The sequence below is a fragment of the Flavitalea flava genome (assembly GCF_054461575.1).
The window spans coordinates 14,995-39,804 of record NZ_JBTLQH010000046.1; the positions used below are offsets into that span (position 1 = coordinate 14,995).

The 24,810-nt window shown below is 46.1% G+C and carries 22 protein-coding genes; 14 read left to right on the forward strand and 8 right to left on the reverse strand.

Going from position 1 to position 24,810, the window contains the following annotated elements:
• The first annotated feature begins 16 nt into the window (after window positions 1-16).
• The 3 genes from ACX0G9_RS26440 to ACX0G9_RS26450 all read left to right on the forward strand — a co-directional run bounded on the left by ACX0G9_RS26440 (window position 17) and on the right by ACX0G9_RS26450 (window position 3,137).
• Window positions 17-412, forward strand: a complete 396-nt coding sequence (locus tag ACX0G9_RS26440) for a hypothetical protein (RefSeq protein ID WP_459067981.1) — start codon at window positions 17-19, stop codon at window positions 410-412.
• Window positions 413-481: 69 nt separating this feature from the next.
• Complete coding sequence (locus ACX0G9_RS26445) at window positions 482-1,744, forward strand: aminotransferase class III-fold pyridoxal phosphate-dependent enzyme (protein ID WP_459067982.1); 1,263 nt, start codon at window positions 482-484, stop codon at window positions 1,742-1,744.
• Window positions 1,686-3,137: an aspartate aminotransferase family protein gene (locus tag ACX0G9_RS26450; RefSeq protein WP_459067983.1), complete on the forward strand. Its 1,452-nt coding sequence runs from the start codon at window positions 1,686-1,688 to the stop codon at window positions 3,135-3,137. The genes ACX0G9_RS26445 and ACX0G9_RS26450 overlap by 59 nt, the downstream gene beginning before the upstream one ends.
• On the opposite strand, the gene ACX0G9_RS26455 is transcribed toward ACX0G9_RS26450, so the two are convergent.
• Together ACX0G9_RS26455 and ACX0G9_RS26460 are read right to left on the reverse strand one after the other, a co-directional pair.
• Window positions 3,064-4,713 carry a class I adenylate-forming enzyme family protein gene (locus ACX0G9_RS26455; protein WP_459067984.1) on the reverse strand — a complete coding sequence of 550 codons (1,650 nt, stop codon included), beginning with the start codon at window positions 4,711-4,713 and terminating at the stop codon, window positions 3,064-3,066. The two genes, ACX0G9_RS26450 and ACX0G9_RS26455, sit on opposite strands and share 74 nt — an antisense overlap.
• A 51-nt stretch (window positions 4,714-4,764) precedes the next feature.
• On the reverse strand, window positions 4,765-5,544 hold the full coding sequence (locus ACX0G9_RS26460; RefSeq protein WP_459067985.1) for a DUF5995 family protein: 780 nt from the start codon (window positions 5,542-5,544) through the stop codon (window positions 4,765-4,767).
• 99 nt (window positions 5,545-5,643) lie between these two features.
• On the opposite strand from ACX0G9_RS26460, the gene ACX0G9_RS26465 reads away from it, so the two are divergent.
• A complete protein-coding gene (locus ACX0G9_RS26465; protein ID WP_459067986.1) occupies window positions 5,644-6,111 on the forward strand; it encodes a hypothetical protein in 468 nt (155 codons plus the stop codon).
• A 45-nt stretch (window positions 6,112-6,156) separates the two neighbouring features.
• Here ACX0G9_RS26465 and ACX0G9_RS26470 read toward each other — a convergent pair whose 3' ends face one another.
• The 3 genes from ACX0G9_RS26470 to ACX0G9_RS26480 form a co-directional block, all read right to left on the reverse strand.
• Window positions 6,157-6,987, reverse strand: coding sequence for an aminotransferase class IV (locus tag ACX0G9_RS26470; RefSeq protein WP_459067987.1), 831 nt, complete (start codon window positions 6,985-6,987; stop codon window positions 6,157-6,159).
• A gap of 108 nt (window positions 6,988-7,095) precedes the next feature.
• Window positions 7,096-8,235: a DmpA family aminopeptidase gene (locus tag ACX0G9_RS26475; protein WP_459067988.1), complete on the reverse strand. Its 1,140-nt coding sequence runs from the start codon at window positions 8,233-8,235 to the stop codon at window positions 7,096-7,098.
• 252 nt (window positions 8,236-8,487) lie between these two features.
• On the reverse strand, window positions 8,488-8,643 hold the full coding sequence (locus ACX0G9_RS26480; RefSeq protein ID WP_459067989.1) for a hypothetical protein: 156 nt from the start codon (window positions 8,641-8,643) through the stop codon (window positions 8,488-8,490).
• 241 nt (window positions 8,644-8,884) lie between these two features.
• Here ACX0G9_RS26480 and ACX0G9_RS26485 point away from each other — a divergent pair, with 241 nt between their 5' ends.
• Window positions 8,885-9,307, forward strand: a complete 423-nt coding sequence (locus tag ACX0G9_RS26485) for a hypothetical protein (RefSeq protein ID WP_459067990.1) — start codon at window positions 8,885-8,887, stop codon at window positions 9,305-9,307.
• Window positions 9,308-9,435: 128 nt separating this feature from the next.
• On the opposite strand, the gene ACX0G9_RS26490 is transcribed toward ACX0G9_RS26485, so the two are convergent.
• A complete protein-coding gene (locus ACX0G9_RS26490; RefSeq protein ID WP_459067991.1) occupies window positions 9,436-10,788 on the reverse strand; it encodes an ATP-binding protein in 1,353 nt (450 codons plus the stop codon).
• Between the two features lie 223 nt (window positions 10,789-11,011).
• Entirely contained in the window at window positions 11,012-11,446 is a 435-nt protein-coding gene (locus ACX0G9_RS26495; RefSeq protein ID WP_459067992.1) for a hypothetical protein, read from the reverse strand.
• A gap of 145 nt (window positions 11,447-11,591) precedes the next feature.
• On the opposite strand from ACX0G9_RS26495, the gene ACX0G9_RS26500 reads away from it, so the two are divergent.
• From ACX0G9_RS26500 to ACX0G9_RS26535, 8 genes are all read left to right on the forward strand, one after another.
• A complete protein-coding gene (locus ACX0G9_RS26500; protein WP_459067993.1) occupies window positions 11,592-12,017 on the forward strand; it encodes a hypothetical protein in 426 nt (141 codons plus the stop codon).
• A 75-nt stretch (window positions 12,018-12,092) separates the two neighbouring features.
• Complete coding sequence (locus ACX0G9_RS26505; RefSeq protein WP_459067994.1) at window positions 12,093-12,323, forward strand: hypothetical protein; 231 nt, start codon at window positions 12,093-12,095, stop codon at window positions 12,321-12,323.
• 559 nt (window positions 12,324-12,882) lie between these two features.
• A complete protein-coding gene (locus tag ACX0G9_RS26510; protein WP_459067995.1) occupies window positions 12,883-13,383 on the forward strand; it encodes a hypothetical protein in 501 nt (166 codons plus the stop codon).
• 242 nt (window positions 13,384-13,625) lie between these two features.
• The gene (locus tag ACX0G9_RS26515; protein ID WP_459067996.1) at window positions 13,626-14,231 is read left to right on the forward strand and encodes a TetR/AcrR family transcriptional regulator; all 606 of its coding nucleotides are present in this window, start codon (window positions 13,626-13,628) and stop codon (window positions 14,229-14,231) included.
• 46 nt (window positions 14,232-14,277) lie between these two features.
• On the forward strand, window positions 14,278-15,648 hold the full coding sequence (locus ACX0G9_RS26520) for an aldehyde dehydrogenase (RefSeq protein ID WP_459067997.1): 1,371 nt from the start codon (window positions 14,278-14,280) through the stop codon (window positions 15,646-15,648).
• An 80-nt stretch (window positions 15,649-15,728) separates the two neighbouring features.
• On the forward strand, window positions 15,729-18,506 hold the full coding sequence (locus ACX0G9_RS26525) for a TonB-dependent receptor (protein ID WP_459067998.1): 2,778 nt from the start codon (window positions 15,729-15,731) through the stop codon (window positions 18,504-18,506).
• 40 nt (window positions 18,507-18,546) lie between these two features.
• Window positions 18,547-19,902, forward strand: coding sequence for a parallel beta-helix domain-containing protein (locus ACX0G9_RS26530; protein ID WP_459067999.1), 1,356 nt, complete (start codon window positions 18,547-18,549; stop codon window positions 19,900-19,902).
• A gap of 76 nt (window positions 19,903-19,978) precedes the next feature.
• The gene (locus ACX0G9_RS26535) at window positions 19,979-21,115 is read left to right on the forward strand and encodes an SO2930 family diheme c-type cytochrome (protein ID WP_459068000.1); all 1,137 of its coding nucleotides are present in this window, start codon (window positions 19,979-19,981) and stop codon (window positions 21,113-21,115) included.
• 47 nt (window positions 21,116-21,162) lie between these two features.
• Here the strand turns inward: ACX0G9_RS26535 and ACX0G9_RS26540 are convergent, their stop codons facing one another.
• Window positions 21,163-21,930 (reverse strand): hypothetical protein, encoded by a 768-nt coding sequence (locus ACX0G9_RS26540; protein WP_459068001.1) that lies wholly within the window; start codon window positions 21,928-21,930, stop codon window positions 21,163-21,165.
• A 264-nt stretch (window positions 21,931-22,194) separates the two neighbouring features.
• Between ACX0G9_RS26540 and mgtA the strand changes: the two genes are divergently transcribed.
• The gene (gene mgtA, locus ACX0G9_RS26545; RefSeq protein WP_459068009.1) at window positions 22,195-24,765 is read left to right on the forward strand and encodes a magnesium-translocating P-type ATPase; all 2,571 of its coding nucleotides are present in this window, start codon (window positions 22,195-22,197) and stop codon (window positions 24,763-24,765) included.
• Window positions 24,766-24,810 lie beyond the last annotated feature (45 nt).

Here is a 24,810-nt window from a genome sequence, read left to right on the forward strand (position 1 = left end):
ATATAACCTTACTAATATGGAACAAACCGAAAACCTCTCTGTGAAAAAGAACGCAGCAGATTCCTACCGGGAAAGCATGCAGCAATTCAGTACGCTGACCGGCACCTGGGTTAATGCCTCGGCGGAATTTTTCGTAAGCCTCCTGGAAGCTGGCGCATCTTCCGCCCGAACCTTCAAAAATGTTATGGATTGTGAAAAAGTGACCCTGGAGCAATTTCCCGGTAAATTAGTTAGCGGAATTGCCGAAAGTAATACGGCTTTTTTTCAACAGTTATCCAACTCTTCCCGAAAATTCAGCGAGACTCTACAAACATCCTCCGCAAGCGCTGAAACCACCATCGTTACCGAAATCGATTATGAGCGTCTTGCCAAATTGGTAGCGGACGAACTTAAAAAACGAAAGGTCGTCTAAATACATCCTGTCTTTTTATCGCTTTCACCAACCTTATCTTAATTCAGTATGTGGGTTGAGCAGCTAAATATGAATAAGGGAAAAGGCGCGTATCCCTTACCGGAATATGACCATCCAGGCGATCTTCATATAGAAGGAGCAAGCGGTGCCTATCTCCATACTTCTTCAGGCCGGCAATTACTTGATTTTTCATCGGGCGTTCTTACTTATCAGCATCCGTTGCTGGTGGAAGAGGTCAAAAAGAACCTGCTGGGTATGTCCTTGTCGGGCAGAATGTTCTTTAGCGCTCCGCTGGCTACTTTGGCGGCCCGCTTGTCGGCTTTTTTCCCCGAAGGGAAGGCTGTCGCTTATCCCTGTAATTCAGCGACAGAAGCGATGGAAGGGGCCTTAAAACTGGCCATGGGGTTTCATAAAGGACGTCGTTTCAAAATAATCGGTGTGGAAGGAGTCTGCCAGGGAAACACGCTTGGCGCCCTTAGTATCTCGGGGATAGCCGGGATACGGGACCATTTTGAACAATTGCCCTTACAGGCATCTTTCGTAGCCTTCGGCGAACCTGCATCGATGCTGGAGGCAATCGATGATTCGGTGGCTGCCGTCATTATCGAACCTGTCCTGTTATCCGACAGATTCCAATTATTACCGGGCGGTTATATCAGTGCCGTCCGTAAAGCCTGTGACCGCCACGGAACCATTCTGATCATCAATGAAAGCCTGTCCGGTTTCGGCAGACTGGGACCCTGGTTTGCCTGGCAAGCGGCAAACAGCGTCCCGGATATCCTGGTTACCGGTAATATGTTAGGTGGAAATATGATTCCTTATGGTGCCTATATTGCAAAAAGTGAGATTAATAATGCCGTATATAAAAGAGAAGACCCTGCCTTGCATGGGGCAACCACGGCAGGTTTCCCAATGGGTTGCGCAGTAGCCTGCCGGGTACTTGACCTTCTGGAAAAAGCCTGGAAGTCCGGCGCTCTCCGGTTAGGGGAACGCCTGTTGACCATCGAACTGGAAAAAATACAAACCGTTCATCCTGATCTGATCAGGGAAATTCAGATCAGGGGTTTGTTGGCAGGCATTCGTTTTCGGGATGCCGGGACAGCGGGCGCCTTTTTTAACCTGGCCTGCGAACAATCACTTTTATTACATAATTGCGCAACGGGGCAGAATGGTTCAGCATGGTTGGTGATCCTTCCTCCGTTGCTGGTTACGGAAGAAGAATTAGCGGCAGGATTGCTTATACTGACCAGCTGTCTGGAAATTATGGAGACCGGTGATCATTCAGACCGGAGACAACTCACCTCAACTTTGTCCTGTGATCAGCAAACCTGAAATAATAAGATCCTACCGCGAGCATTATAATTATGCCATGGGCAAACTCTTCGATGTCGCCGGCTGCCCTTTAGAGGCCTATGGAAAAGGGAGTTATATCTATGACGAAAAAGGGAACCCCTTTCTGGATTGGTGTGCAGGTTTCGGAGTATTCAGCCTGGGGCATGGCAATGGAGAGATACGCAAACAGATCATGGATCAGGTTGACAAACTTACCCTGTTGCCGCCTGGATGCAGTCATCCTTTACAGCAACGTTTCTTTGAGTTATTTGCCGGCCTGTTGCCTTCCGGTCTCAACCAGATCCTGATTGCAGGCAGCGGTTCGGAGGCCTGTGAATATGCCTTGCGAACGGTATTGTTGAACAGCCGTGGAAAAAAGAAGATCCTGGCAGCTAGAAATAGTTATCATGGCAAAACCCTGGGAGCCTTATGCGTGATGGGGCAATCTTATCTGCGTGACCCCTTCGGCCCTTTTCATATCGAAGTCGAATTTATCCGGTATGGCGATATCGGTCATTTAAAAGAAAAAATAGATGCGGACACCATGGCCGTGTTCCTGGAGCCGGTGTTAGGCGGCGGATACCTGCAAACACCGCCCCCTGGTTATTTACAGGAAGTCTCCGAGTGCTGTGTCCGTCACGGCGCTTTGCTGGTATTGGATGAAGTGCAGACCGGATTTGGACGGACGGGGTCCATGTTCGCCTTTGAGCAGGAGCAGATCGTGCCGGATATATTGATCACCTCCAAGGCCATATCCGGTGGACTGATCCCGATCGCCGCGATTGTGGTAAAAGACAACCTCTCCATCCGTCTTCCCTTCCTGGAAAAAGACAGCTTTCATGGATCCCCGTCCTGGCAGGGTTCCCTGCTGGCCTGTGCAGCGGCATCGGCAAGCATTGACTTTATTACCAGGGAGCAGATTCCGGCGCAGGTGGCCGAGAAAGGGAATTATCTGAAAGAACGACTAATGCATATCGTGAGACGTTATCCGAAACTGGCCATCGATGTGCCGGGCAAGGGGCTGATGCTGGGGATCCGGTTACGGAGCGTACTTATCGAACATGCGATCTGGCTGCAATTACTCAGCCGGAATACCATTGGCGGTTTATCCACCAATTCGGTTACCCGCACCCCTGTCCTGCGGGTTTTTCCTCCGCTGACCATTTCCTACGGGGAAATGGACGAAGGGCTGGAAGCGTTAGAAGCTTCCTTTTATTCATTGAATCGTTGGCCGGGTTTGATATTGGGAATGGCCAATAAGGCGTTTGCCTTTCATCATTATATACCGGGAAAATTTATGCGGGTGGGATGTTCCTTATTTAAACTGGATCTGAGCCCGGGAACAAGGCCGCATAAGATTCCCGCATCTCCCGTTTCAGGACTTTACCCGTGAGACCGCGTGGAATGTCCTCTTTAGTTACCAGAATAATCGTTTCAATGGGAGTGACGAGACGTAAATTCCGTCCGGCCCAATCCAGTATATCTCCGGGGTTAAGCGGATGCTGGCTTTCAGCCAACCCGTTTTTTTCCTGTATGATAGCTACCGGGACCATTCCTTTTATAGGATGCGTCAACCCGATCACCACTACTTCACCGACCCGGGAATGAGTCAGCAGGATTTCTTCTGCCAATAAGGAAAAGACATCCCCATTGCCGGTAGTGATCACATCCGTGAGACGGTCCAGGTGATAATAACGCCCCCAATGATCCCGGTATACGATGTCTCCGGTGAACCACCATCCGTCTTTCATTACTCCGGCCAACAGATCATGTGCATTCCAGTACCCTCCGAATACGGTCCGTCCTTTGACCATAAGACGTCCGGGGATCCCTGCCTTTACCCTTTTTCCCTCCTCGTCGGCGACCTTTACTTTTGGGCCGTGGGGTAGGGGCCTGCCAATGCAACGGTCGAGGGACCTTTTACTTTTCGCTCCGTAATAATGCTGGAGAGCGGCAAAACCAACCTCGGAGGCTCCGAGCGGCTCTATAAAGATGGCCGGCAACAATCGTCTGCTCAAAAATTTTAACGCCGTGCCTTTTCGGCAGAAGGCTTCTTTATGGATCTCATGCGAAGCGTCGGCCGTTCCGATCCAGACCTTTACGGAGGAAAGATCATATGGAGCGAGCCCAAACAGGTACATGTTCAGATAGATATCGGGGAAAGCAAAAAAGATGCTGATCTTTTGTTTGCCGATCTGTTCCAATAAAAAGGAAGGTTCATGACGGCTGTATCCATATACGCGCATATTTCCCAGCAAAGCGGTGAACATCCCCAACAGACAGACCAGGTGATTAAAATGTCCGGCTATGGCAATCTTATTGTCAGCCGAGATCGGTTCTCCGATATAATGCATTTTGATCCCCTGTATAATACTCCCTGAATGGCAGATAACCGCTTTTGGGAAACCGGTAGTGCCGGATGTATGCACGAGAAGAACGATATCGTCTTTGCCGAGTTGAACCGGATCTTTGTCTTGGTGAGCGATGGCAGGTTTCTCCATATCCTCTGTAAAGACCCAGCGAACCGCGGCCGGAAAAGAAGCAGGATTGGTTATCTGCCGGCCGAAATGTTCTTTGTCGGTAATTACGAAACTGGCACCGGTATATGCCAGATATTGTTTGAGTTTTTCTTCCGGCATGCCGGCATTGATAGGAACGGCGATGCCGCCGCTCCGAATGATGGCCAGGGTATAAAGACAATAATCCGGAGAATTGCTTTTGTAAATAGCTACCCGGTCATAACGTTTCATACCGGCCAGATCCAGGCATTTACCGGCATGGATGATAAAATCACGGATGACCAGCAGGGTGGGAGGGGATTCGTTCAGAGGAGCAGGCAAAGGAAGGTCGGAAAACAATAATTTTCTGTCCGGATGAGCCGCGGCGGCTTTATCGATAATATTGGCGGCAGTGACGGTTCCGTCTAGGATCACCCGCAATCGATTCAGGAATCTGGATCCGGTTGACATCTTGGATGGAAACTTTATGTGAACAATCTGGTTTACTGCGATGGCGCAAAATCAGGGCGAAACTTTTATATAGGTTTTTTTATACTCATGCAATTGACGGATGATCTTTCCGGCGTTTTTCCATTCGAAAAGATGAATGAGGCCAATGGTAAGCCGGATGAATCCCTTAAAGTTTATCAGTGTGGAAGCCAGCTTGGCGATACTTTTATCTCTCTCCCTGATAAAGGCTGTTTTATCCGCGCCGGTTTTTTTGCTTAGGTCTTCGGCAAAACACCAGGCGCCATCGCGGGCGTTGGAAATACTGAATTGGATCAGGATGGATTCGGTATTGCCGGAATGCAAACCAAGTAAAGAAATCAGGGGAGACATCCGGTTGATGTCATTGATCACTTCATAGGTCAGGGACCCAAGAATAATATTAATGCTATCGAAATCCTTTTCAATATCCCCTATGGGAAGATCGCCCATCGTTTCTACCGCGGCAATACCCAGATCCAGGTTGATATGTGCATTGATGCCCAGCAGCAGTTGTTGCAGGATAAGCGCCGAGGACTTTTTGGTGGCATTAAAAGCCAGCTTCCACGAATCGGTCAGTTCACCGCCCGATCTCCATTTTTCCAGCGCATCCAGGTAACGGTTGGCAAACAATACGTCCAGTCGTTCCATCTGCGCACCGTTCCCGAATTCGTTTTTGGTAATTCCTTCTTTTACCCGGGAAGTGACTTTATAATACAGTGCCGCAAAATAACCGGCCCGGTCATTTTTTTGCTGACTATCGGAAATGATCTTCTCCAGTTGAAGTAGTAAATCGTCAATAGTAGTGGCTGCCATAGTTTGTACTTAAATATAGTTTTTTTCCCATAAGTATCCCGGAAAATGGCTAAATTAATAAGGGCAAACACGGAAAAGAAACACCTAAATAAAACATTTATGCCCAAAGAAGCGGTAAAGGATCTGCTCCGGTTTCTGAAACCCTTTCCGGATCCCGTGAAGGAAATGTCTTTATGGCTGCGCGAATTTGTCTGGGACCTTTATCCGCAGGCAAACGAACTGATCTATGACAATTATAACGCGCTCGCATGGGGCTGGTCCCCAACGGATAAGCTGGGAGATACGTTTTGTTCGGTTGCCGTAATGGCAAAATATGTCCACTTTGGGTTCTACTGGGGGTCAAAGATTTCGGATCCCGAAAAGATCTTATTGGGTAAGGGTAATCAATACCGGTATATCATCGTCCGGACAAAAGAAGATTTTCCGCAGGCCTATATAAAGAAATTACTAAAAGAAGCCTATGTCTACTCGGTGGCGAAAGTAAAGGTCAGGCCCAAAAAAGACCCTATCGTAAAAGGACTGACCATTATCAAATCGATATCACCGGTAAAAAGACGGCCAGGTTGAAACGGCGAAGTTTAGGCGACCAGGGTAAATTGGCCTGCTCACCTTTTAAATCTTTTTTACCAGCTTGCCGAGTGCCTTGGTAAGCCATTGCGCAACAGGCCCGGGTTCTCCTCCGCCGATTAGCTGCCCATCGATGGAGACAACGGGAAGGATATGTTTGGTGGTGCTGGTAATAAAGGCCTCTTTGGCGGTCCTGATTTCCTCCGGGCTGATATCGCGTTCGGTTATTTGGAATGGTTTGCCAGGTAGTTCGAACAGTTTACTGCGAATAATTCCTTTCAGAATATTACGGGATGGGGTGATCAATTCATCTTCCGCCGTCACCATAAAAAAATTAGATCGGGGACATTCGGTAACTATTCCTGCCTGGTGGTAAAGAACATCATCGGCTTTTTGTTCTCGGATCAGCGGCTGTAGCCAGATCGCCATCAGGTAATCGATCGTCTTGGTTTCCGGCATCTGGCGCTGATGGGCATAAGTGATCAGGCGGGTGCCTTTCCGGAAAGCTTCCGGGGAGGTTATGGATTGGGGGCGTTGGGTAATGATAAGATTGGGTTGGGTCAGCGCATAACCATCGGGGGAATAGCCTCCCGTCAGGGTCATTCGAATCCCCGAATCAGGGATTTGGTTCTTATCCATCAAAAGCTGAAGCATGGCTTTTAGTTCATTCCTGTTTTTTCCGACTGCCAGACGAAGCTGACCGGCCGAATGGTAGAAACGGTTGAGATGATCATCCAGGAATATAGGCTTATTGCCGATCGTCTTAAAAAAATCGAAGATGCCATAACCTCTTTGTATGGCCAGATCGCTGACCAGTAGAGCAGCCTTTGTTTCGGAAAGAAGATCGTCGTTGATCAGCGTAAAGAGTTCATTCACTTAATTAACTATTTAGTTATATGCTTAAATTGTTTGTTGATTTCTGTGATTTGTTTGTATTATTTTTTAGTTTGTACATTTTTTTAGTTTGTACAGTTTTTTTGCTGGTTAATTTTTTAGCCGGTTGTATTTTTTTAATATTGGGACCAGTTTGTCCATAGGAATGGCCTGGGCGGTATGCCCATCCTTCCCCGTCGTGGTTACAGCCGTCAGCAACGAATTGACAATGGCTTCTTCCGTGGCCTCGATGGCCGCCATAAAGATCGGAGAAACAAAATCATTATGCAGATAACCGGCCGTTTGCACCGTATCTTTACCGGGGTCATGGGGAATGCGCAGGGAATCGTTGGTAGAAAAGGCGATCACATAATCCCCGCTTCCGTTTGAGGCAATGCCTCCCGTTCTGGCGAGCCCCATAAAGGCTCTCTTGGCCAACCGTCCCAGGTTCCGGCTATCCAGGGGTGCATCGGTCGCCACGACCATCATGCAGGAGCCATCCACATGATTTTTCAGCTCATCGCTAAACGAAAAATTACCCAGCTCTTTGCCGACAGGTACGCCATCGATGGTCAATACACCGCCGAAATTCGTTTGGACCAGTACCCCAACTGTATAACCTCCCAGCGATTTCGGTAATTTCCGGGAGGCTGTTCCGATCCCCCCTTTAAAATCAAAACAGGTCGTGCCGGTACCGGCTCCTACACATCCTTCCTCCAATGGCCCTTCCTTCGCGGTTTGGATGGCCCGGATAACATCTTCTTTTTTTACATGCCTGCCCCGGATATCATTCAGCCAGCCGTCATTCGTCTCTCCCACTACGGCATTGACGGAATAGACCTTTTCATTTCCTTTTTGCTGCAATGTGTATTCAACAACGGCATCTATTGCGGTGGCGACATTTAAGGTATTGGTAAGAATGACCGGTGTTTCCAGGGTGCCCAGTTCCTGCACCTGGGTAGTGCCGGCCAGTTTGCCAAAACCATTACCAACAAAAACGGCCGCCGGTACTTTCTGCTGAAAAATATTACCGCCATGAGGCAGAATGGCCGTGACACCCGTTCGAACGGAATCTCCCCCGATCAGGGTAGTGTGACCAGCCTTTACTCCGGGAACATCTGTAATGGCATTCCATCTGCCGGGGGCCATAACCCCGATATGGATGCCCCAATCCCTGGCCCGTTTGGGGTTTTGGGCGGTTGCGGTGGACCAGAATCCTAAAAAAAGGAGACCGAATATAAAAGAGCGCATTGATAAGGTGTTAATTAAGAAATATTTTTGCCATCATCGATTTTCAATTACGATTCAACCCATTCTTTGATCATTGTAGGCGGATTGTTTTGATTAACATGGATAGGGTCTCCTTTTTATGCGATGTCGGGATCCAACTTTCCATAGTGGATATATCAAATTCTTTTAGCGTATCGATGTCTATGCGTATATCATTTTCGAGGTATGTAAGAACACTTGCTTTACTTCTGAATTCTACCCCAGGAGTTTAATTTATTTCGGTAAAGATTTCATTTTACTAAGATGCTTATTAGCTTCTTCCAATTTCTTTGGAGCCAAAATTTCCCCTTTTAACTTGTTCAGTTTTTCATCAACGATCATGTCAAATTCACTATCCCAAAAACTTGTCTTTTTCTCTGTCTTTTTCATGATATTGCAAATTACAAAAAATATGCACTTTTGTGAACTAAAGGTTCTAAGCTTTGGGCACTATAAGCTTTCCATCTCTATCCAGGATCTCCATATATTTCTATATAGGTATTGATAAGAAGGACCTGCAATACCCGATCGGGGTTAAAACTGTGTTAATTGAAACATTTCCAACCATTGAGTTTGCCAAATCCTGATAGATTTAAGGCCTTAGCAAACAAGAACTTAAACCTTCCATTTTATGCGATTTCTGATCCTGCTGTCCATTGGTTTACATTTTAGTTTTGTTATTTCCTGTAGCCCTTCCCAAAAGGAAGCAAGAGCTGCCAACAAGCGGATTATCAAAAAATCTTTTGACGGGCGCACTCGTATTGCCTTTTACGAGGATTCAGTAATAAGCATTCAGTATACTACTTTTCGGCACAATGTTTTTGAATATGCTATTGTCCATAAAGGCATAAAAAAGAAGCTCAGCCCTGAGTTTTATGATGGTCATTTTCGAATCGTTGGCGACAGCATATACCTGGATTTTCAAAAAGATATCCGTCCTTCTTATTTACCGGAATATTTAATAAAAGAAATGACAGGTCAATATATTATCCAATATTTCACAGATGGACGGAAAAGGATCTTTTTGCGTAGGGAAATGACCTGGCACCGCTAGGTGGCTAAATCGACCTATAAAACGCTGGTTGCAACTGCTGACCGAAGCCCGATAGGCGGCTCAATAATCCAATGCAACGTTTTTTAAAACTTTGTCTTCATATTCTTCAATAGATTTTGCCATTACTTCTATTCAACTTTCCCCTTCAGCCAGAAAATATATTTTTCCGTTTGGGAAGCCAGGTAGTAAGGAAGACTCAATAAATGATAGGATTTTCCTTCCTGGGATTCAGGTTGGGTAATATGCAAATTTCCTGCATAAAAGCGAATCGCCATCCGGTGCGATGCCTGGTCCATAAATGAGTGCAGAGACTTTAATGCACCTTCTTTTCCCGATTTGACTTCTATTGGGATCAGGAGTGACTCGAAAGGATAAACATAATCCAGCTCAGCGGTGGAAGTGTTCTTTTCTCTTACCCAAAAATTCAGATGACTGAGAATATTGAACTTCCCTGCCAACAATTCCTGTCCCACCAGATGTTCTACAATAGTTCCCTGGTGCATCTTATTAAGATCATCTGTGCCAAGCAGTTCTGCCTGCACTCCTAAAAAATAATTCATCATTCCTGTATCGAGGACCTGTAGCCTTGGCGATTTCTTCAGATCAGGCAATAAGGGAAGCATGGCGCTTACCGTAGGATACAATAAAGACAACAGAAACGTTTTTTCCAATGTCCGCAGCGCTTCACCCACCTCTTTCGAATTATAATTGGATCGTCCGAAATGCTGGAATTTTATTCTTTTACCCGCTTCCGTGAAACTTACCCGGATGCAATGCCTAATCACTTGTAACAGGCTGTTATTCCTGGCGTACTTCTCCACATCATCTATATACGCTGCAATCAATTGTTCATACAAGGATCCAAGCGATGTCAGATCCCTGGTCTCAGCATACACCCTGACTATTTCGGGCATGCCGCCGATGATTGCATAGGTATGAAATAACCCCAACAGCTTCTCATGCGCAAAATCATTAACGGGGATTTGGGACAATTGCTCCAGCGCCGCCGATTCGCCGAGGGCTCCTAGAAATTCGGGAAAAGAAACCGGCCTGATCACCATGAACTCAACGCGGCCGACGGGAAAGCTAAGTCCGCGGTTAAAAATCGTCTCCAGCAAGGAGCCCGCGGCGATCACTCTGATTGCGGGGTATTCCTCATAGAAATACCGAAGCATATTAAAAGCCTCGGGAACTTCCTGGATCTCATCAATAAAAAGGAGGGTATTCCCTCCTTCGGCGACTCTCATATTCCGTGAAAGAAATATAGCCTGAATCAGAGAATGGATCTCTCGAAGCGTTTCAAAAGGCTTTCGGTCAGCCTCCACCTCCAGGTTCAGATAAATATATTTGTCGAAACGCTTTGCAAATTCATGCACCACTGTAGTCTTGCCTACCTGTCTTGCGCCCCTGAGAACCAAGGGCTTCCTGGTCGTTTTTTCAGACCATTTTTCAAGCTCAGAAAGGATATTTCTATGAAACATTGCACAAAATTAGGGTAATTTTTTTTAAAAATACGCCCAAAATTAGGGTAATTTTTGGCTAATTCACACCCAAAATTAGGGTAATTGTTCCTTTATTACAATCAAGGCCTTAAGAACTGGGCACCGCTAGATGGCAAAATCGGCCTATAAAACGCCGGTTGCTACTGCTGACCGAAGCGCGATATAATGATTCTTTATCTATTATTAATCTCGGGGGCATCAATTATTTAGAGACATCTGATGACAGGCAATTACAATCTTCGGTAATACCGATGAGCACCGTATGTAAATCGCTGGAGAATAGGGGGTAGGACAAATGATATAGTATACCGGCGGAGCATGTCGTATCAAGACGGGTTTTTTCCAGGCGCTGCTTTCTCGGATAATAAAACTGTAGTTGTCCGGGGACTATTTGAGCGGTTCGTGCAAGGACAAGCTGTTTTTGTATAAAGAGAGAATCCGTTTTAAAATAAGCCGATTGAATGTCGGCCGGTAGATTGGGGGCAGCAAAGGAATGGCAAACCATATCGGCAAAGACACTGTCTTGCTGGATAATAGCGTTTAAGGTCGCGTAAAGCAAAGCGGTGGGTATGGTGGGTTTGTCTTTACAAGCTCCACTTACCAACACTAACGGAAAAACGATGGATATCCATTTCATGTTTTCTTTATAAGGAGAGCTGCATTTACCAACATTCCATAAAAAAGAGTGTAATACCCGGTAATCAGTAGTTGTATTATTTACAGGATGATACTATCTTGTAAAAGAAGAATCTCGATACACTTAACCAATAGTACGTTCAACCATGCCCCTTTACCGACCCAATCGACTTACTATCCTGCTTTTTTTCGCCGTTTTTGCCCTATTTTCCTGTCACTTTGAGTTACCCATAACGCCCGTTTTTACTAAAGAATTTACGGCCATCCAGCAAGAAATAGGCATAACCGGGCATTTTGCCAAGGTGGGGGTTACCGTTTCTCGCAGTCAGCTCCTGGAGAAGGAGGCTATGAATGTATTGACACTATTGTTGATCAATGGGAAGGACTTGCCTGCTACCCAGGAAGGCTTGGATTCCCTGGCGAAAGTAAATGCGCTAATACTAAAACAGGCCATTAAAAATAGCAGGGATTACCGCAGGATAACGGTGATTATTGAAAATTCCACTCATAACGGGATCGTAGAGACATCCAATCAGAACCAATTCGTTTATCTGGTTAAAGAACTTAACTAAGGGCATGCGGGCACAAAAGACTGGCTGATACAGATGAAGGATAATTCAATGACCGATAATGGCTAAAACAAAGACATGAATCAAACAAAGTGGGTATTTGCGTTAGGCGCGGTGTGCTTTGTCTTGATCGGGGTCTATTTACAGCTCACAGATTCGCAGGTCAGTGGCAAATATCTCACCAAGTATGGACAGTGGCAGAATTCGGTATTGTCTGATAGGGCCTTGTATTTTTTTGCGGCGATCTTTGGCGGAATATGGGTATGGTTGATAGGGATAGATCGAAAGAACCGCAAAAATGAAGAATGAGGCAAAAGAGCTATTCATGCCTTTAACCGGAAATTGCTTTTTTATATGCTGTATCGTATCTTGTTAGTTCCATGACGTACAAATTTGCCCCCCTGTTGATGTTTTTATTTAGTTGCCATAGCTTTATTGACACGGTAACAAAGACGATGGACCAAGAGGTCAATGAGGCCCAGGAAGAAATAAGGAAAGGAGAGAAAAAAGCCGAAGATGATAGCTGTGGTTACTGGCAAAGAAAGGCAAGTTGACAGTGCATACCGTTCTGTTGTAAACCAACCGACGGTGGATGCATGGAAAGAGCAAGATTTTGCGGTGACCGGGCCATTGGGGGCTAGTATGATTTTGCATGATTGCAAAATGGAATTATGGCAGGTAGGCAAACTTTGTTTACCAGGACAATGACAACAAAGGCTGGTCAGGATCAAATGTCTTAACAACGGTCGGATCGCGAGCATCCAAAAACATCCTTGCCCGTCCGGAAAGGCAAATTTTTCCGTTCCGGTCAAATACGTTCCGCTGTCCATTTTTAATTATTTTAACGCCATAACAGCAATAACTTGTCATGAGAATAATACCCTATTTAAGAAGGCGGTACGAGACGGACCTTAGTAAGGAAAAGGTGTTGGAAAGAATAAGGAATATTTCTTCCGACCCTGACTGGAATTTTACGGTGGCAAAAGCGCTAAAAACCCGAATGCTTGAAGGAAGGATAACGGGTAATCATTTTATTGTAGTCACCGGTAAATATGCATTGACGTATGGCAGGACCAGTTTGCTCCCGGTGATGAAAGGGGAAATTGAATATGATAAGAAAAGGTTGAAAACGATCGTCAAGATAGTCATTCGACCTTTTACAATGGGGTTGTTGATCGTAGCCCCCTTCTATGGCATAGCCATTTGGGCCTTGGTGAAAGGCGTGCAAACAGGGGACCGGGGAACTATATTTTTTTGTTGTCTCTTTTTAAGTATTATTTATGGTTCAATATTGATAAAATATAACAGAGAAGCGAAGAACTATATTGAAATGTTGGAAGAAAGGGTTTTAGATAAATCAAGTGGGTGATACAAATAGGATAGCAGGGATTCTAAAAACCCTTGGAGCGGGCACGGGCGCGATTCGATTCCCGCATGTTTAAAATATTCAAGCGCGCGAAAAAGCAGAATTTCTCTATCCGGAAGTTCAGTTGGCCCTTCAGAACGGCAAATCCCCCGGATGATCAATTTTCTATTTTTCAACTTTTTTACTAAATTGTTTGAAAAATTCAATTATTCATTTATCTTTAATTCAGTTAACAATCTTGAAGGATGAGTAAAAAGGAATTAGCGAAGGAGAAGATTGGCAGAGCGGCCATGCAGTGTTTTTTAAAATTCGGATTGGATAAAACGACCCTGGAGGATATTGCGAAGGCAGTCGGACTGAACAAAGCGTCACTGTATTATTACTATAAGAATAAGGAAGATATCTTTCTGGAAGTATCCATGAAACAGGGGCAGGAATTTCTGAACTCGTTGCAGGCAAAGATTCTGCAGAAAAAGGGAACCGAAGAAAGAGTGTCGTTTTATATGCAGGAGCGGGTCAATTATTATAAAAACGTATTGAGCCTGAACCGGGTATCTACGGAAACACTGAACAAACTGTTGCCCGGTTTCTTTGAATTGTACGAGGCCATGATGAAACAGGAAATGAAATTCCTGGCCCAGGTCATCAAAGAAGGGGTGGACAGCGGCGAACTGGTCAAGATCAATGCCGAAAAGCTGGCTTCCTCGCTGATGCATATGATCGATGCCCTGAAACATAGCGTAGAGCAAAAGGCCATCCTGAAAATGGACCGCGAGATTGATTATACGGATAGTCTTAAGGAAATGAAATTCCTGGTGTCACTGATCTTTGCCGGTCTCAAAAAGGTTTGATGCCTGCCTGAAAAAAATAACGATTGTTTTAATTTAATAGCCAACCATGCCTGAAAATGAGCTGCTAAAGATGCGTGACTATTATGAAAGCGGTCAGACCAGGCCCTATTCATTTCGGAAACAACAATTGCAGTTGCTGAAGCAGGCGGTATTAAAATATGAAAAGGAGATCGCTGCGGCGCTCTATGCAGATCTGCACAAAAGCCCGGAAGAGGCCTATGCCACGGAAACCGGCATCGTTCTTTCCGAGATCAATGTGACCATCAAAAAATTACACAAGTGGATGAAGCCGCAACGGCCAGGTGTAAACCTGGTGAATTTGCCTTCCTCCGGTAAAATCTACCGGGATCCGCTTGGTGTCGTGTTGATCATTTCTCCCTGGAACTATCCTTTGCAATTATTATTGATTCCACTGGCCGGTGCCATTGCAGGAGGGAACTGTGCGGTTATAAAACCTTCGGAATTTGCACCGGCAACGGCTGTGATCATTGAACGACTTATCAGGGAGATCTATCCCGAACAATATATCAGGGTAATACAGGGAGACGGAGCTGCCGTTATTCCTCCTCTTATGAATAAATTCCGGTTTGATCATATTTTTTATACCGGTAGTTTAACCGTCGGAAAAGCGATCTATCAGATGGCTGCCAAAGACCTGATCCCGGTAACCCTGGAATTGGGAGGGAAAAGCCCTGCTGTAGTGGAAAACGACGCGGATCTGGCCAGTACCGTCCGGCGGATCGCAATCGGAAAATTTGCCAATGCCGGGCAAACCTGTGTAGCACCTGATTATGTGCTGGTCCATACAGATATTCATCAACGCTTTATAGAGGAAATGCGATCGACGCTGATCAAATTCTTCGGGTCCGATACCGCGCAAAGCGAAAGTTATGGAAGGATCGTCAATGCGAACCGCTTCGACAAACTGTCCGGATATTTACAGGAAGGAAAAATTGTCATCGGCGGTCAGACCAGTCGTGAAGGTCTTTTTATAGCACCAACGGTAATGGAAGAGATTATCACGGGTGCGGCCCTGATGAAAGAAGAAATATTCGGTCCCATCTTGCCAGTATACCCCTTTACTACCAGGAAAGAAGCCATGGACTTAATAAAAATGAATCCTAACCCGCTTGCCTTTTATGTATTTACGTCCAACAGCCAAACGGAAAAAGAATGGATAGAAGGAGTTGCCTTCGGTGGCGGCTGCGTCAACAATACGGTCTGGCAATTTGCGAATCACTATTTTCCCTTCGGCGGAATCGGGAATAGCGGAATGGGGGCTTATCACGGGCGTCATAGTTTCGAGACTTTCACGCATGCCAAACCGATTCTCAGGACACCGACCTGGTTTGACCCGGATCTGAAATATCCTCCGTTCAAAGGCAAGCTTAAATGGTTCAAGATGTTGATAAAGTAAAATGTTTTTGGATAAAATAAGTAAACACCTGCTCCTGATAGTATACCCCCTTTAATGTAACCATACAAAATTAATTGCATATGAGAAAAATCGTATTTTTCTTACTGACCCTCTATGTCCTGACCCCGGCCCTTATACAGGCACAGAATACCCTCAGAGGAATTGTCCGTAACAGCCTGACCAAAGAAGGGATCCCGGCGGTATCGGTAGCCATCCGGAATTCTTCCGAAGGCGTGTATACCGATGATAAAGGAAGATTTCAGATAACCGTTCGCAAGGCGCCGCCCATAACCCTGGTCATCTCTTCGATCGGTTTTGAAGCAAGGGAGATCCTGGTGGAAACGACTTCCATGGGAGTCGTTCAAAAAGCGCTGGATATCGAACTGAAACCCACCTCGGCCCTGGGGGATGAAGTGGTCGTATCTGCCAGTCGTACCGTGCAGAAAAAACTATCATCACCGGTAACCATCGAGCAGATCAGTAATAAGGACATTATTCATTCGGCGCAGTTAAATTATATCGACATGTTGCAGGGATTAAAAGGAGTGGATGTGACCGTTTCCAGTATTGGATTTACCTCGATAACTACCAGGGGATTCAATACCAGCGGGAACACCAATTTCACCCAGATCGTGGACGGGATGGATAATATGGCCCCTGGTCTTAATTTTCCGCTGGGTTCGGCGATCGGTCTGACACAATTGGACGTAGACAATGTCGAAGTTCTTTCCGGGGCATCATCTGCCTTATACGGATCGAGGGGATTAAACGGTACCCTGGTCATGACGGGAAAAGACCCCTTCAAATACCAGGGTCTGAGTGTCCAGGTGACCCAGGGGGTGAATCATGTAAAAAATAGTAAAAGCAATGATCCCGTTGGTGCTTCTCCCTACTATGACTGGACGATCCGCTGGGGCAAAAAGATCAGTGAAAAGCTGGCTTTTAAGATAAATGCGCAATACACCCAGGCAAAGGATTGGGTAGCTAACGATACTACCAATAAGAGCGGACCGGGCACGAAATTGACGGACCCCAATTACAATGGCGTGAATTATTATGGCGGAGCGACCAATGCTGATCTCAATCAATTCCTGGCAGGCGCCGAGCAGGGAGATCCCAGTTTGTCACCTATCATCGATCCTTTCCTGGCTGCTCATAAAAGTTATTATGTCGCCAGAACGGGATTCCCGGAATACGGATTCCTGGATAACAACGCCCATTTATTTAAAGCAAGCGCGGAATTGCGGTATAAAATAAAACCACATCTGGAAGCGATTTTCTCCGGAGCATTCGGTACGGGTAATGTAGTGTACACCAACGATACCCGCTACCAGATCAAGAACTTCAAGGTGGGCCAATACCGGATGGAGTTAAAGGCGGAGAATTGGTTTGTCCGTGCCTATACCACCCAGGAGAATTCAGGCAATACGCTCATTGCCGGTCCAACGGCCCAATATATCAATGAAGCCTGGAAACCCAGCTATGACCCGAACACAGGTGATGGCTGGTATCCGCAATATACGGGCGCTTTTATCGGCGCACTGGCGGGTGGAGCGAATCTTAACGATGCAAACCTGGCAGGCAGGACAGCGGCCGATCAGGGAATACCGACTGTGGGAAGCGCAAGGTTCAACCATTTGAAGGACAGTATCAGTTCTACACCCATAACCCAGGGCGGAACCTTGTTCCTGGACCGCAGCAAACTGTATAATGCCGAGGCGCAATACAACTTCTCACACCTTATCTCCTTTGCTGAGATCATCGCGGGAATAAACTGGCGTTTATATGAATTAAACTCCAAGGGTACCCTGTTTCCGGATTATACGAAACCCATAAATGTTAATGAATATAGCGCTTATGTGCAACTGACCAAAAGACTCCTGAACAATAAGCTGACCCTGAGCGCTTCTTTCCGTTATGATAAGAACTCCCTGTTCTCCGATCCGAAGATCACCTCGCGGGCATCTGCGGTATTGGAAGTGGCAAAAGAGAACTATCTCCGTATGTCCTACCAGAACGCTTATAGTTTTCCATCGAATATTCAATCCCTGCAAAACACGCAGAATGGATACAACAGCTATTCCAGCGGCGGATCCAAGCTGCTGTTGAACGGCAGCTACCATTTCGATCAGTATCCTCCCTATATCCTGGACAGTGTGAATTCCTATCAGCAAACGCAGGACCCAAACACCTTGAAACGGTTTTATTACAGCGATATCAAACCTCAATCGGTCAATGCCTTTGAACTGGGTTATTCTTCCCTGATTGCCAAAACGGTTCTTATCGATGTACTGGGTTACTTCTCCGCCTGGAAAAATTTCATCGGCTATGCCAATGTGGCCAATACACCCGGAACGAATGATCTGACCGCATTCAAGGATCATAGTACCTATACCCAATATAATATCGCCTTCAACGGTGGAGAGATGGTCTATACCTACGGATGGGCAGCCAGTGTAAGTTTTGATCTTTCGCACAATTACCTGGCCAAGGTGAATTATTTCTCCGATTACCTGCAGAACAGGAACAACAGCCAGATCAATAACTTCAATACCCCGCATTACCATATCAATATGGAATTTGGTAACAGCGGTATCGGGAGAAAGCAACTGTGGGGTTTTAATACGGCCTTACGTTACAAACCGGGTTATTATTATGTGGTATCGGGTGGTCTGGCAAATGGTACTGTCCCTGCCTCGGTGGTATTGGACGGACAGGTCAGTTATAAATTGATGAAGGCGCATTCGACGATCAAATTGGGCGCGACCAATCTGACGAATAAATATTATTCTACCGGAACGGCTAACCCGATGATCGGTGGTGTGTATTATGTAACTTATGCGTATAATGTGTTTTAATTAAATCAACAATAAATAAATCAACCACAAATAAATCTATATGAATCAACTACGATCAATCACTAAACAGTTCCTGGTTTTAGCCGGCCTCCGGTTCCGGGTTCCTGCTTTGTCCTATACCCTGATCCTGGGATTTGCCCTTGGCGTATTTTTTATGTTGTCCGGCTGCGGAGCCAATGATACCGCAAAAAAAGCCGATGAATATAAAACGATTCTGTCTTTTAGCCCTGGAGAAGAAACAAAGATCATCGAAGCTTTTTTGTCGGTGAAGGACAGTACCAGTATCGAATTCAAACAAGGTTTGTACAAATTCGACAACCTGAGCCTGGCACAGGTAAAGCATATTCTCATAAAAGGGGAAGGCTTCGATAAGACGATCCTTGATTTTTCCGGACAGACCCAGGGCGGTGAAGGTATCCGCGTGACCAATGTTATTGGTTTTGCCATTCAGGGGATGACCATCCGGGATTCGAAGGGTGACCTCTTAAAGATCAATAAGAGCCGGGATGTAACCATTACCAACCTGCACGCGGTTTGGAAAACGGCCGATTCCACCAGCGGCGGATACGCTATCTATCCGGTCATGTGTAAAAATGTATTGATCGATAGTTGTTATGCGGAAGGCTCTTCGGATGCGGGCATCTATGTGGGGCAGTCGGATAGCGCCATCGTCCGTAATTGTAAGGCGACAAAAAACGTAGCCGGCTGCGAGATCGAAAACACCTCCCATGCACAGGTTTACAACAATGAATTTTATAACAATACGGCCGGGTTCTTAATTTTCGATCTGCCGGGCCTTTCTAAAAAGGGCGGTTTTGTAAAGGCTCATGACAACTACTTTCATGACAACAATACCCGGAATTTTGCCAAGGCGGGAAGTTTTGGAACTACCTGGGGAGTAGGGAATGCCTCTCCAGGCAGCGGGGTGATCGTTCTGGCGGCATCCAACCTGGAGATCTACAACAACCGAATTCTTAATAACAACTCCTGTTCCATTACTATTGCCTCCGGATTTGCGGTAGACGATAAGGCGGCAGAAAAGATAAACGAAAATTATTTTCCCATTCCGCAGAACATAAGCATTCACGACAATACCCTGGAAATGGGGAATGAATTTCCAGCTCCAGCCTTTGAACACCATATCGGCAAAATACTGGTGGGGATCGAGCAGCAATTAAATGCACTGGATGCCACAAGAAAAAGCAAAAGAATCCCCTTTATCATGTATGATGGTATATCATCCAATTTGCTGAACAAAGGAACCAAAGCCAACCCTGATTCTATTTGCATCAAACAGCCGGGAGAGAATATGTTTGTCAATGCGGATTTTCTGAATGTGACCAATCCAAAGAAATGGCATCCGACGACCGAAATGGCGGCATATACCTGTCCGTAGGCGTACCTTGCAAGAAGTTATATCCTTGGAAAAAAATAAATAAGATTCCTATTGCCAAATCAGTGAAACAGGATTCATGAAAAAGACGACATTTTTTATTTTGGGGATTACCTTGCTTGTTGGTTTATCCGTACTCTTTATTCAAAGCTGTAAAGAAAAAGATGCAGAAAAAGAGGCGGAAAAGGATGCCCGAAAGGCCGCAGAAAAAACCACAGAGAGAGGCGTGAGCGCATTTGTTTTTAAAGAAAAATTATCAGAGTTTGGTTTTTTCCGGGATAAGCTGAGCGATCTGAAACCTGCCGAAGGTCTTCGTATCCTGCCCTATGAACTGGTTACTCCTTTATTTACGGATTATGCGCTTAAGGACAGGTTCATCGTATTGCCGAAAGGGCAAAGCGTCCAATTCAAACCACAGGGAATAATGGATTTTCCGGATTCTACGATCATCATCAAAAATTTTGCCTACCGGAATGCGGCTCATCAAAAGGTGATGATCGAGACGCGGCTGTTGGTAAAGGACCCGCTGGACAAGGGCTGGAAGGTGATGGACTATCTCTGGAACGAGGGGCAGACGGATGCGGTCAGACATATTGCCGGGGCGAGAGTGCCGATCACCTTACTCGATGAGGAGGGGACAAAGATCTCTACCATCTACCAGGTGCCGAATACCAACGATTGCAAACGATGTCATATCAATAACGATGTATTGATGCCGATCGGTCCAAAGGCGCGTAATCTGAATTTTGTGAGGGCCGGAGAAAAAGAGAATCAATTGATGGCCTGGGCCGCAGAGGGCAGTCTGAAAGGTTTGCCGGATATAAAGAATGTTGAACAACTTCCGGATTGGAAAGATGCCAAACATTATTCGACAGCGCAAAGGGCAAGAGCTTATCTCGACGTGAATTGCGCACACTGTCATACCAAGGGCGGAGATGCGTATAATACCGGGTTGTTCCTGGAATACCAGCAAACCCATTCCGATCAGATAGGGATCCGTAAAGCCCCCGTGTCCGCAGGTGGCGGAGCCGGAGGCCTTAATTTTGATGTTATACCCGGGGATGCCGCGCATTCCATCCTGGCTTACCGGATGAACAGCATCGAGCCGGGAACGGCCATGCCCGAACTGGCGCGTACCGTGATACACAAGGAGGCCGTCAAACTCATCACCGATTGGATCAACCAGATGCCTTCCGGTAAGAAAAAGGGGGGATAAAGGTACGGATACCTTTTTGGACCCGGCTTTTTCCAGACGAAAGCAGGTTAATGGAAACGGTATCCCAGAATTACTTTAAAGATGGCATTATCCGAGCTTTGGGTAAAACCCCATCCATATCCAACATTCAACTCCCAGTCCGGCGACCAATCCAGATCAGCGGCCAGGAATAACTGATGGCCCTGGCTTTGATAGGGCTGAAATTTATTCAGCGGACCCAAAGAGCCATAATATTCAAACCCGGTGGCCACCACTTTGGAAATATTATAAGAGGCCTTTAGGTTCGGCGAAAAAACATAGCCCAGATCTTTATTTAGTCCATGAAAGGATTTATCAAAGGTGGGGTTAAAGGATAAATATAAATTCCCGAATTGTTTATCTACGATAGGTCTTATTTCGAGAGACCAGTCATCTTCGCTGTACTGCGTTTTCTGATAACCCGCTTCCAGGGACAGGCTCACACCCAAAGGCCAATGCCACGATGCCGGGACTGCTACGCGGGGCCGGATATGGCTGCCTACATAATTACTGCGGTGATCACTGCCGAGTGTATTAAAAAAATAAAAGCCGGTTTCAAACCAGGGCGTCCAGCCATGGGTGATCTCAATGGTTTCATGAAAAACATGATTGGTGGGCAATACTCCGTTCTTACTTGCCTTCTGGCCATCGAAGGTATAATTGCTGTGCAGTTCCACCATCGTGCTGCCTTTGGCTACGGTTGGAGAGGCGTATACCTGTATCTCGTAATTATCCTGCGCCAGGCAAAAAAAGGGAAGGGCCAAGACAAAAAGTGACTGCCAAAACTTTATGCTCATAATGTTAGATGGCGTATACTTTTAAGGAATGCTGTTTTTTTGTGTATTTTCAGGGAACGACGATACTGAAATGGTCCTTGTTACACAGGCCGTAAAATAGAGAAGGATTCTGAAGTAATGCTGAAGGATCCAAAGGGTAATTCCGTATTGAACAAACAGTATTTCAACTTTTATCATATGCCTCAGCAGCCTTCCACCCCTTCCACCCCTTTGGCCCCTTTATCCTCATTACCCCCTTTACCTTCTTTGCCTGCATCAGCTTCCTTGCCCATTGATCATTTTTGGAGCTTCACCGGTGAAGATGCATTGAAACTTATGTCCTGCACACAGGATGGCCTTTCGGTTGCAGCGGCCGAAGAACGGCTGGAAGAATATGGCTCCAATACCCTCAAAGGCGGATCCGGGTCTTCGGCAGTCCTTCTTTTTCTGCTGCAATTCAAAAGTCCCATCACCATTTTATTGATTGCCGCAGCTTTATTATCCATGGGGTTGGGAGATTTTTCGGATGCAATTATTATCATCATTATCATCCTTATCAGTAGTTTCCTGGGTTTCTGGCAGGAAAAAGGGGCGGCGCATGCGGTAGAGGAGCTTTTAAAAATGGTACAGATCAGGTGCCGGATACTCAGAGGAGGTACCGCGGCAGAATTGCCCATCGAGCAGGTCGTGCCCGGAGATATTATCTTACTCGCTGCAGGGGATGTCATTCCCGGTGATAGCCTGCTGTTGGAATCAAAAGAACTTTTTATCGACGAGGCTGCCTTTACCGGTGAAACCTACCCGGTGGAGAAAAATATCGGAGTTCTTCCGGCAGAAACACCGCTTGCCAAAAGAACGAACACCCTTTTCATGGGTTCGCATGTGATCAGCGGAAAGGCCAGGGCGCTGGTGGTACGGACAGGTAAGCTTACTGAATTCGGAAAAATATCGGATCGCCTGCGTATAAAGTCTCCCGAAACGGATTTTGAAAAAGGAATACGCAAATTTGGCTACATGCTGATGGAGATTACCTTACTGCTGGTTATCATCATCTTTGCCATCAATGTACTCCTGCATAAGCCTGCACTGGATTCCTTTCTTTTTTCCCTGGCACTCGCCGTCGGGTTGACTCCGCAATTACTACCTGCGATCATTACCGTCAATCTTGCTGCCGGAGCCCGGGCTATGGCCAAAAAAAAGGTGATCGTCAAACGACTTTCTTCCATCGAGAATTTCGGCAGCATGAACATTCTCTGTTCCGATAAGACCGGGACGATCACAGAGGGGAAGGTAACGCTCAAAGATGCCCTTGATGCTGAAGGGAATCATTCGGATAAAGCGCTGCATTTTGCCTTTCTGAATGCCTCTTTACAACAGGGTTTCCACAATCCCATAGATGAAGCCATTTGTACGGTGTACAAGGCAAAGGAAAAGGATATTACGTCTCCGGTTGCAACTCCGGCCGCCCTCTCGGAACAAAACCCGGATTATACGGTCCAGTGTGAAATCCCCTATGATTTTATCCGTAAAAGACTTACTGTCCAGGTAAAGAACGCAGGGGAAAACTTTGCCATTACAAAAGGGGCCCTGACCGCTATAGTAGAGATCTGCGACCGGGTCGAAACGGGTAACGGAGAACTTCATTCCATCGAAGACAAACGTGGCGTGATCATGGACCAATACAGGCAATTAAGCGCTGCCGGTTTCAGGGTTCTGGGGCTGGCCTATAAAACAACGGAGAATGACCATGACATTACCCGGGAAGAAGAGACCAATATGATCTTTTTAGGATTTATCACCTTGTTCGATCCGCCCAAAAAAGACGTGAAACAAACCATAACCAATCTGGAGAACCTGGGGGTGCAATTAAAACTGATCACCGGGGATAATGCGTTGGTGGCTGATGCCATTGCCCGGCAGATAGGGATCGAAGAACCGGTTATCCTCACGGGCGGCCAGATGAGGGACATGAGCGATGGCGCCCTGATGCAACAGGCGGTGAAGGCAAATATTTACGCGGAAGTGGAGCCGAATCAGAAAGAACGTATCATACGTTTGCTGAAAAAGGCAGGGAATGTAGTGGGATTCATGGGAGACGGGATCAACGATGCCCCTGCGCTTCATACCGCCGATGTAGGTATCTCCGTCGATTCTGCGGTGGATGTTGCCAAAGAAGCTGCCGACATCGTATTGCTGGACCAGGACCTGGCTGTCTTAGGGGAAGGTATCCTGATCGGACGCAAGACCTTCACCAATACCATGAAATATATCTTTATGGCCACCAGCGCCAATTTTGGTAATATGTTCAGTATGGCCGGCGCTTCTTTGTTCCTGCCCTTCCTTCCTCTTTTGCCCAAACAAATATTGCTTACCAACCTGCTGACTGACTTTCCTGAAATGACGATTGCCACCGATAGAGTAGACGAAGAGGCTATCCGGAAACCCCGTCGCTGGGACATCCGTTTCATCCAGCGTTTTATGTTATTATTCGGATTATTAAGTTCGATATTCGATTACCTGACCTTTGTCGTCTTATTGCTGGTCATGAAAGCGGATGAAAAAGTCTTTCAAACAGGATGGTTTGTAGAATCCGTGATCTCGGCAACCCTCATCGTGCTGGTCGTTAGGACCAGGCTTCCTTTTCTAAAAAGCCTGCCGGGTAAATACTTAGGCATGGCCACCGGTTGTATCATCCTTTTTATTCTTGTTCTTCCCTTCACACCACTGGCTCCTATATTCGGATTCGTACGGTTGCCGCTTCAATTTTATGGCTGGATGCTGCTTATCATAGGCGCTTATATCCTATCGGCTGAATTTGCCAAACAATGGTTCTACAAGAAACTAAAAAATAACTAGACCAACATTACAAATTAACCATCCCTGACACGGTAGGAGAAACCG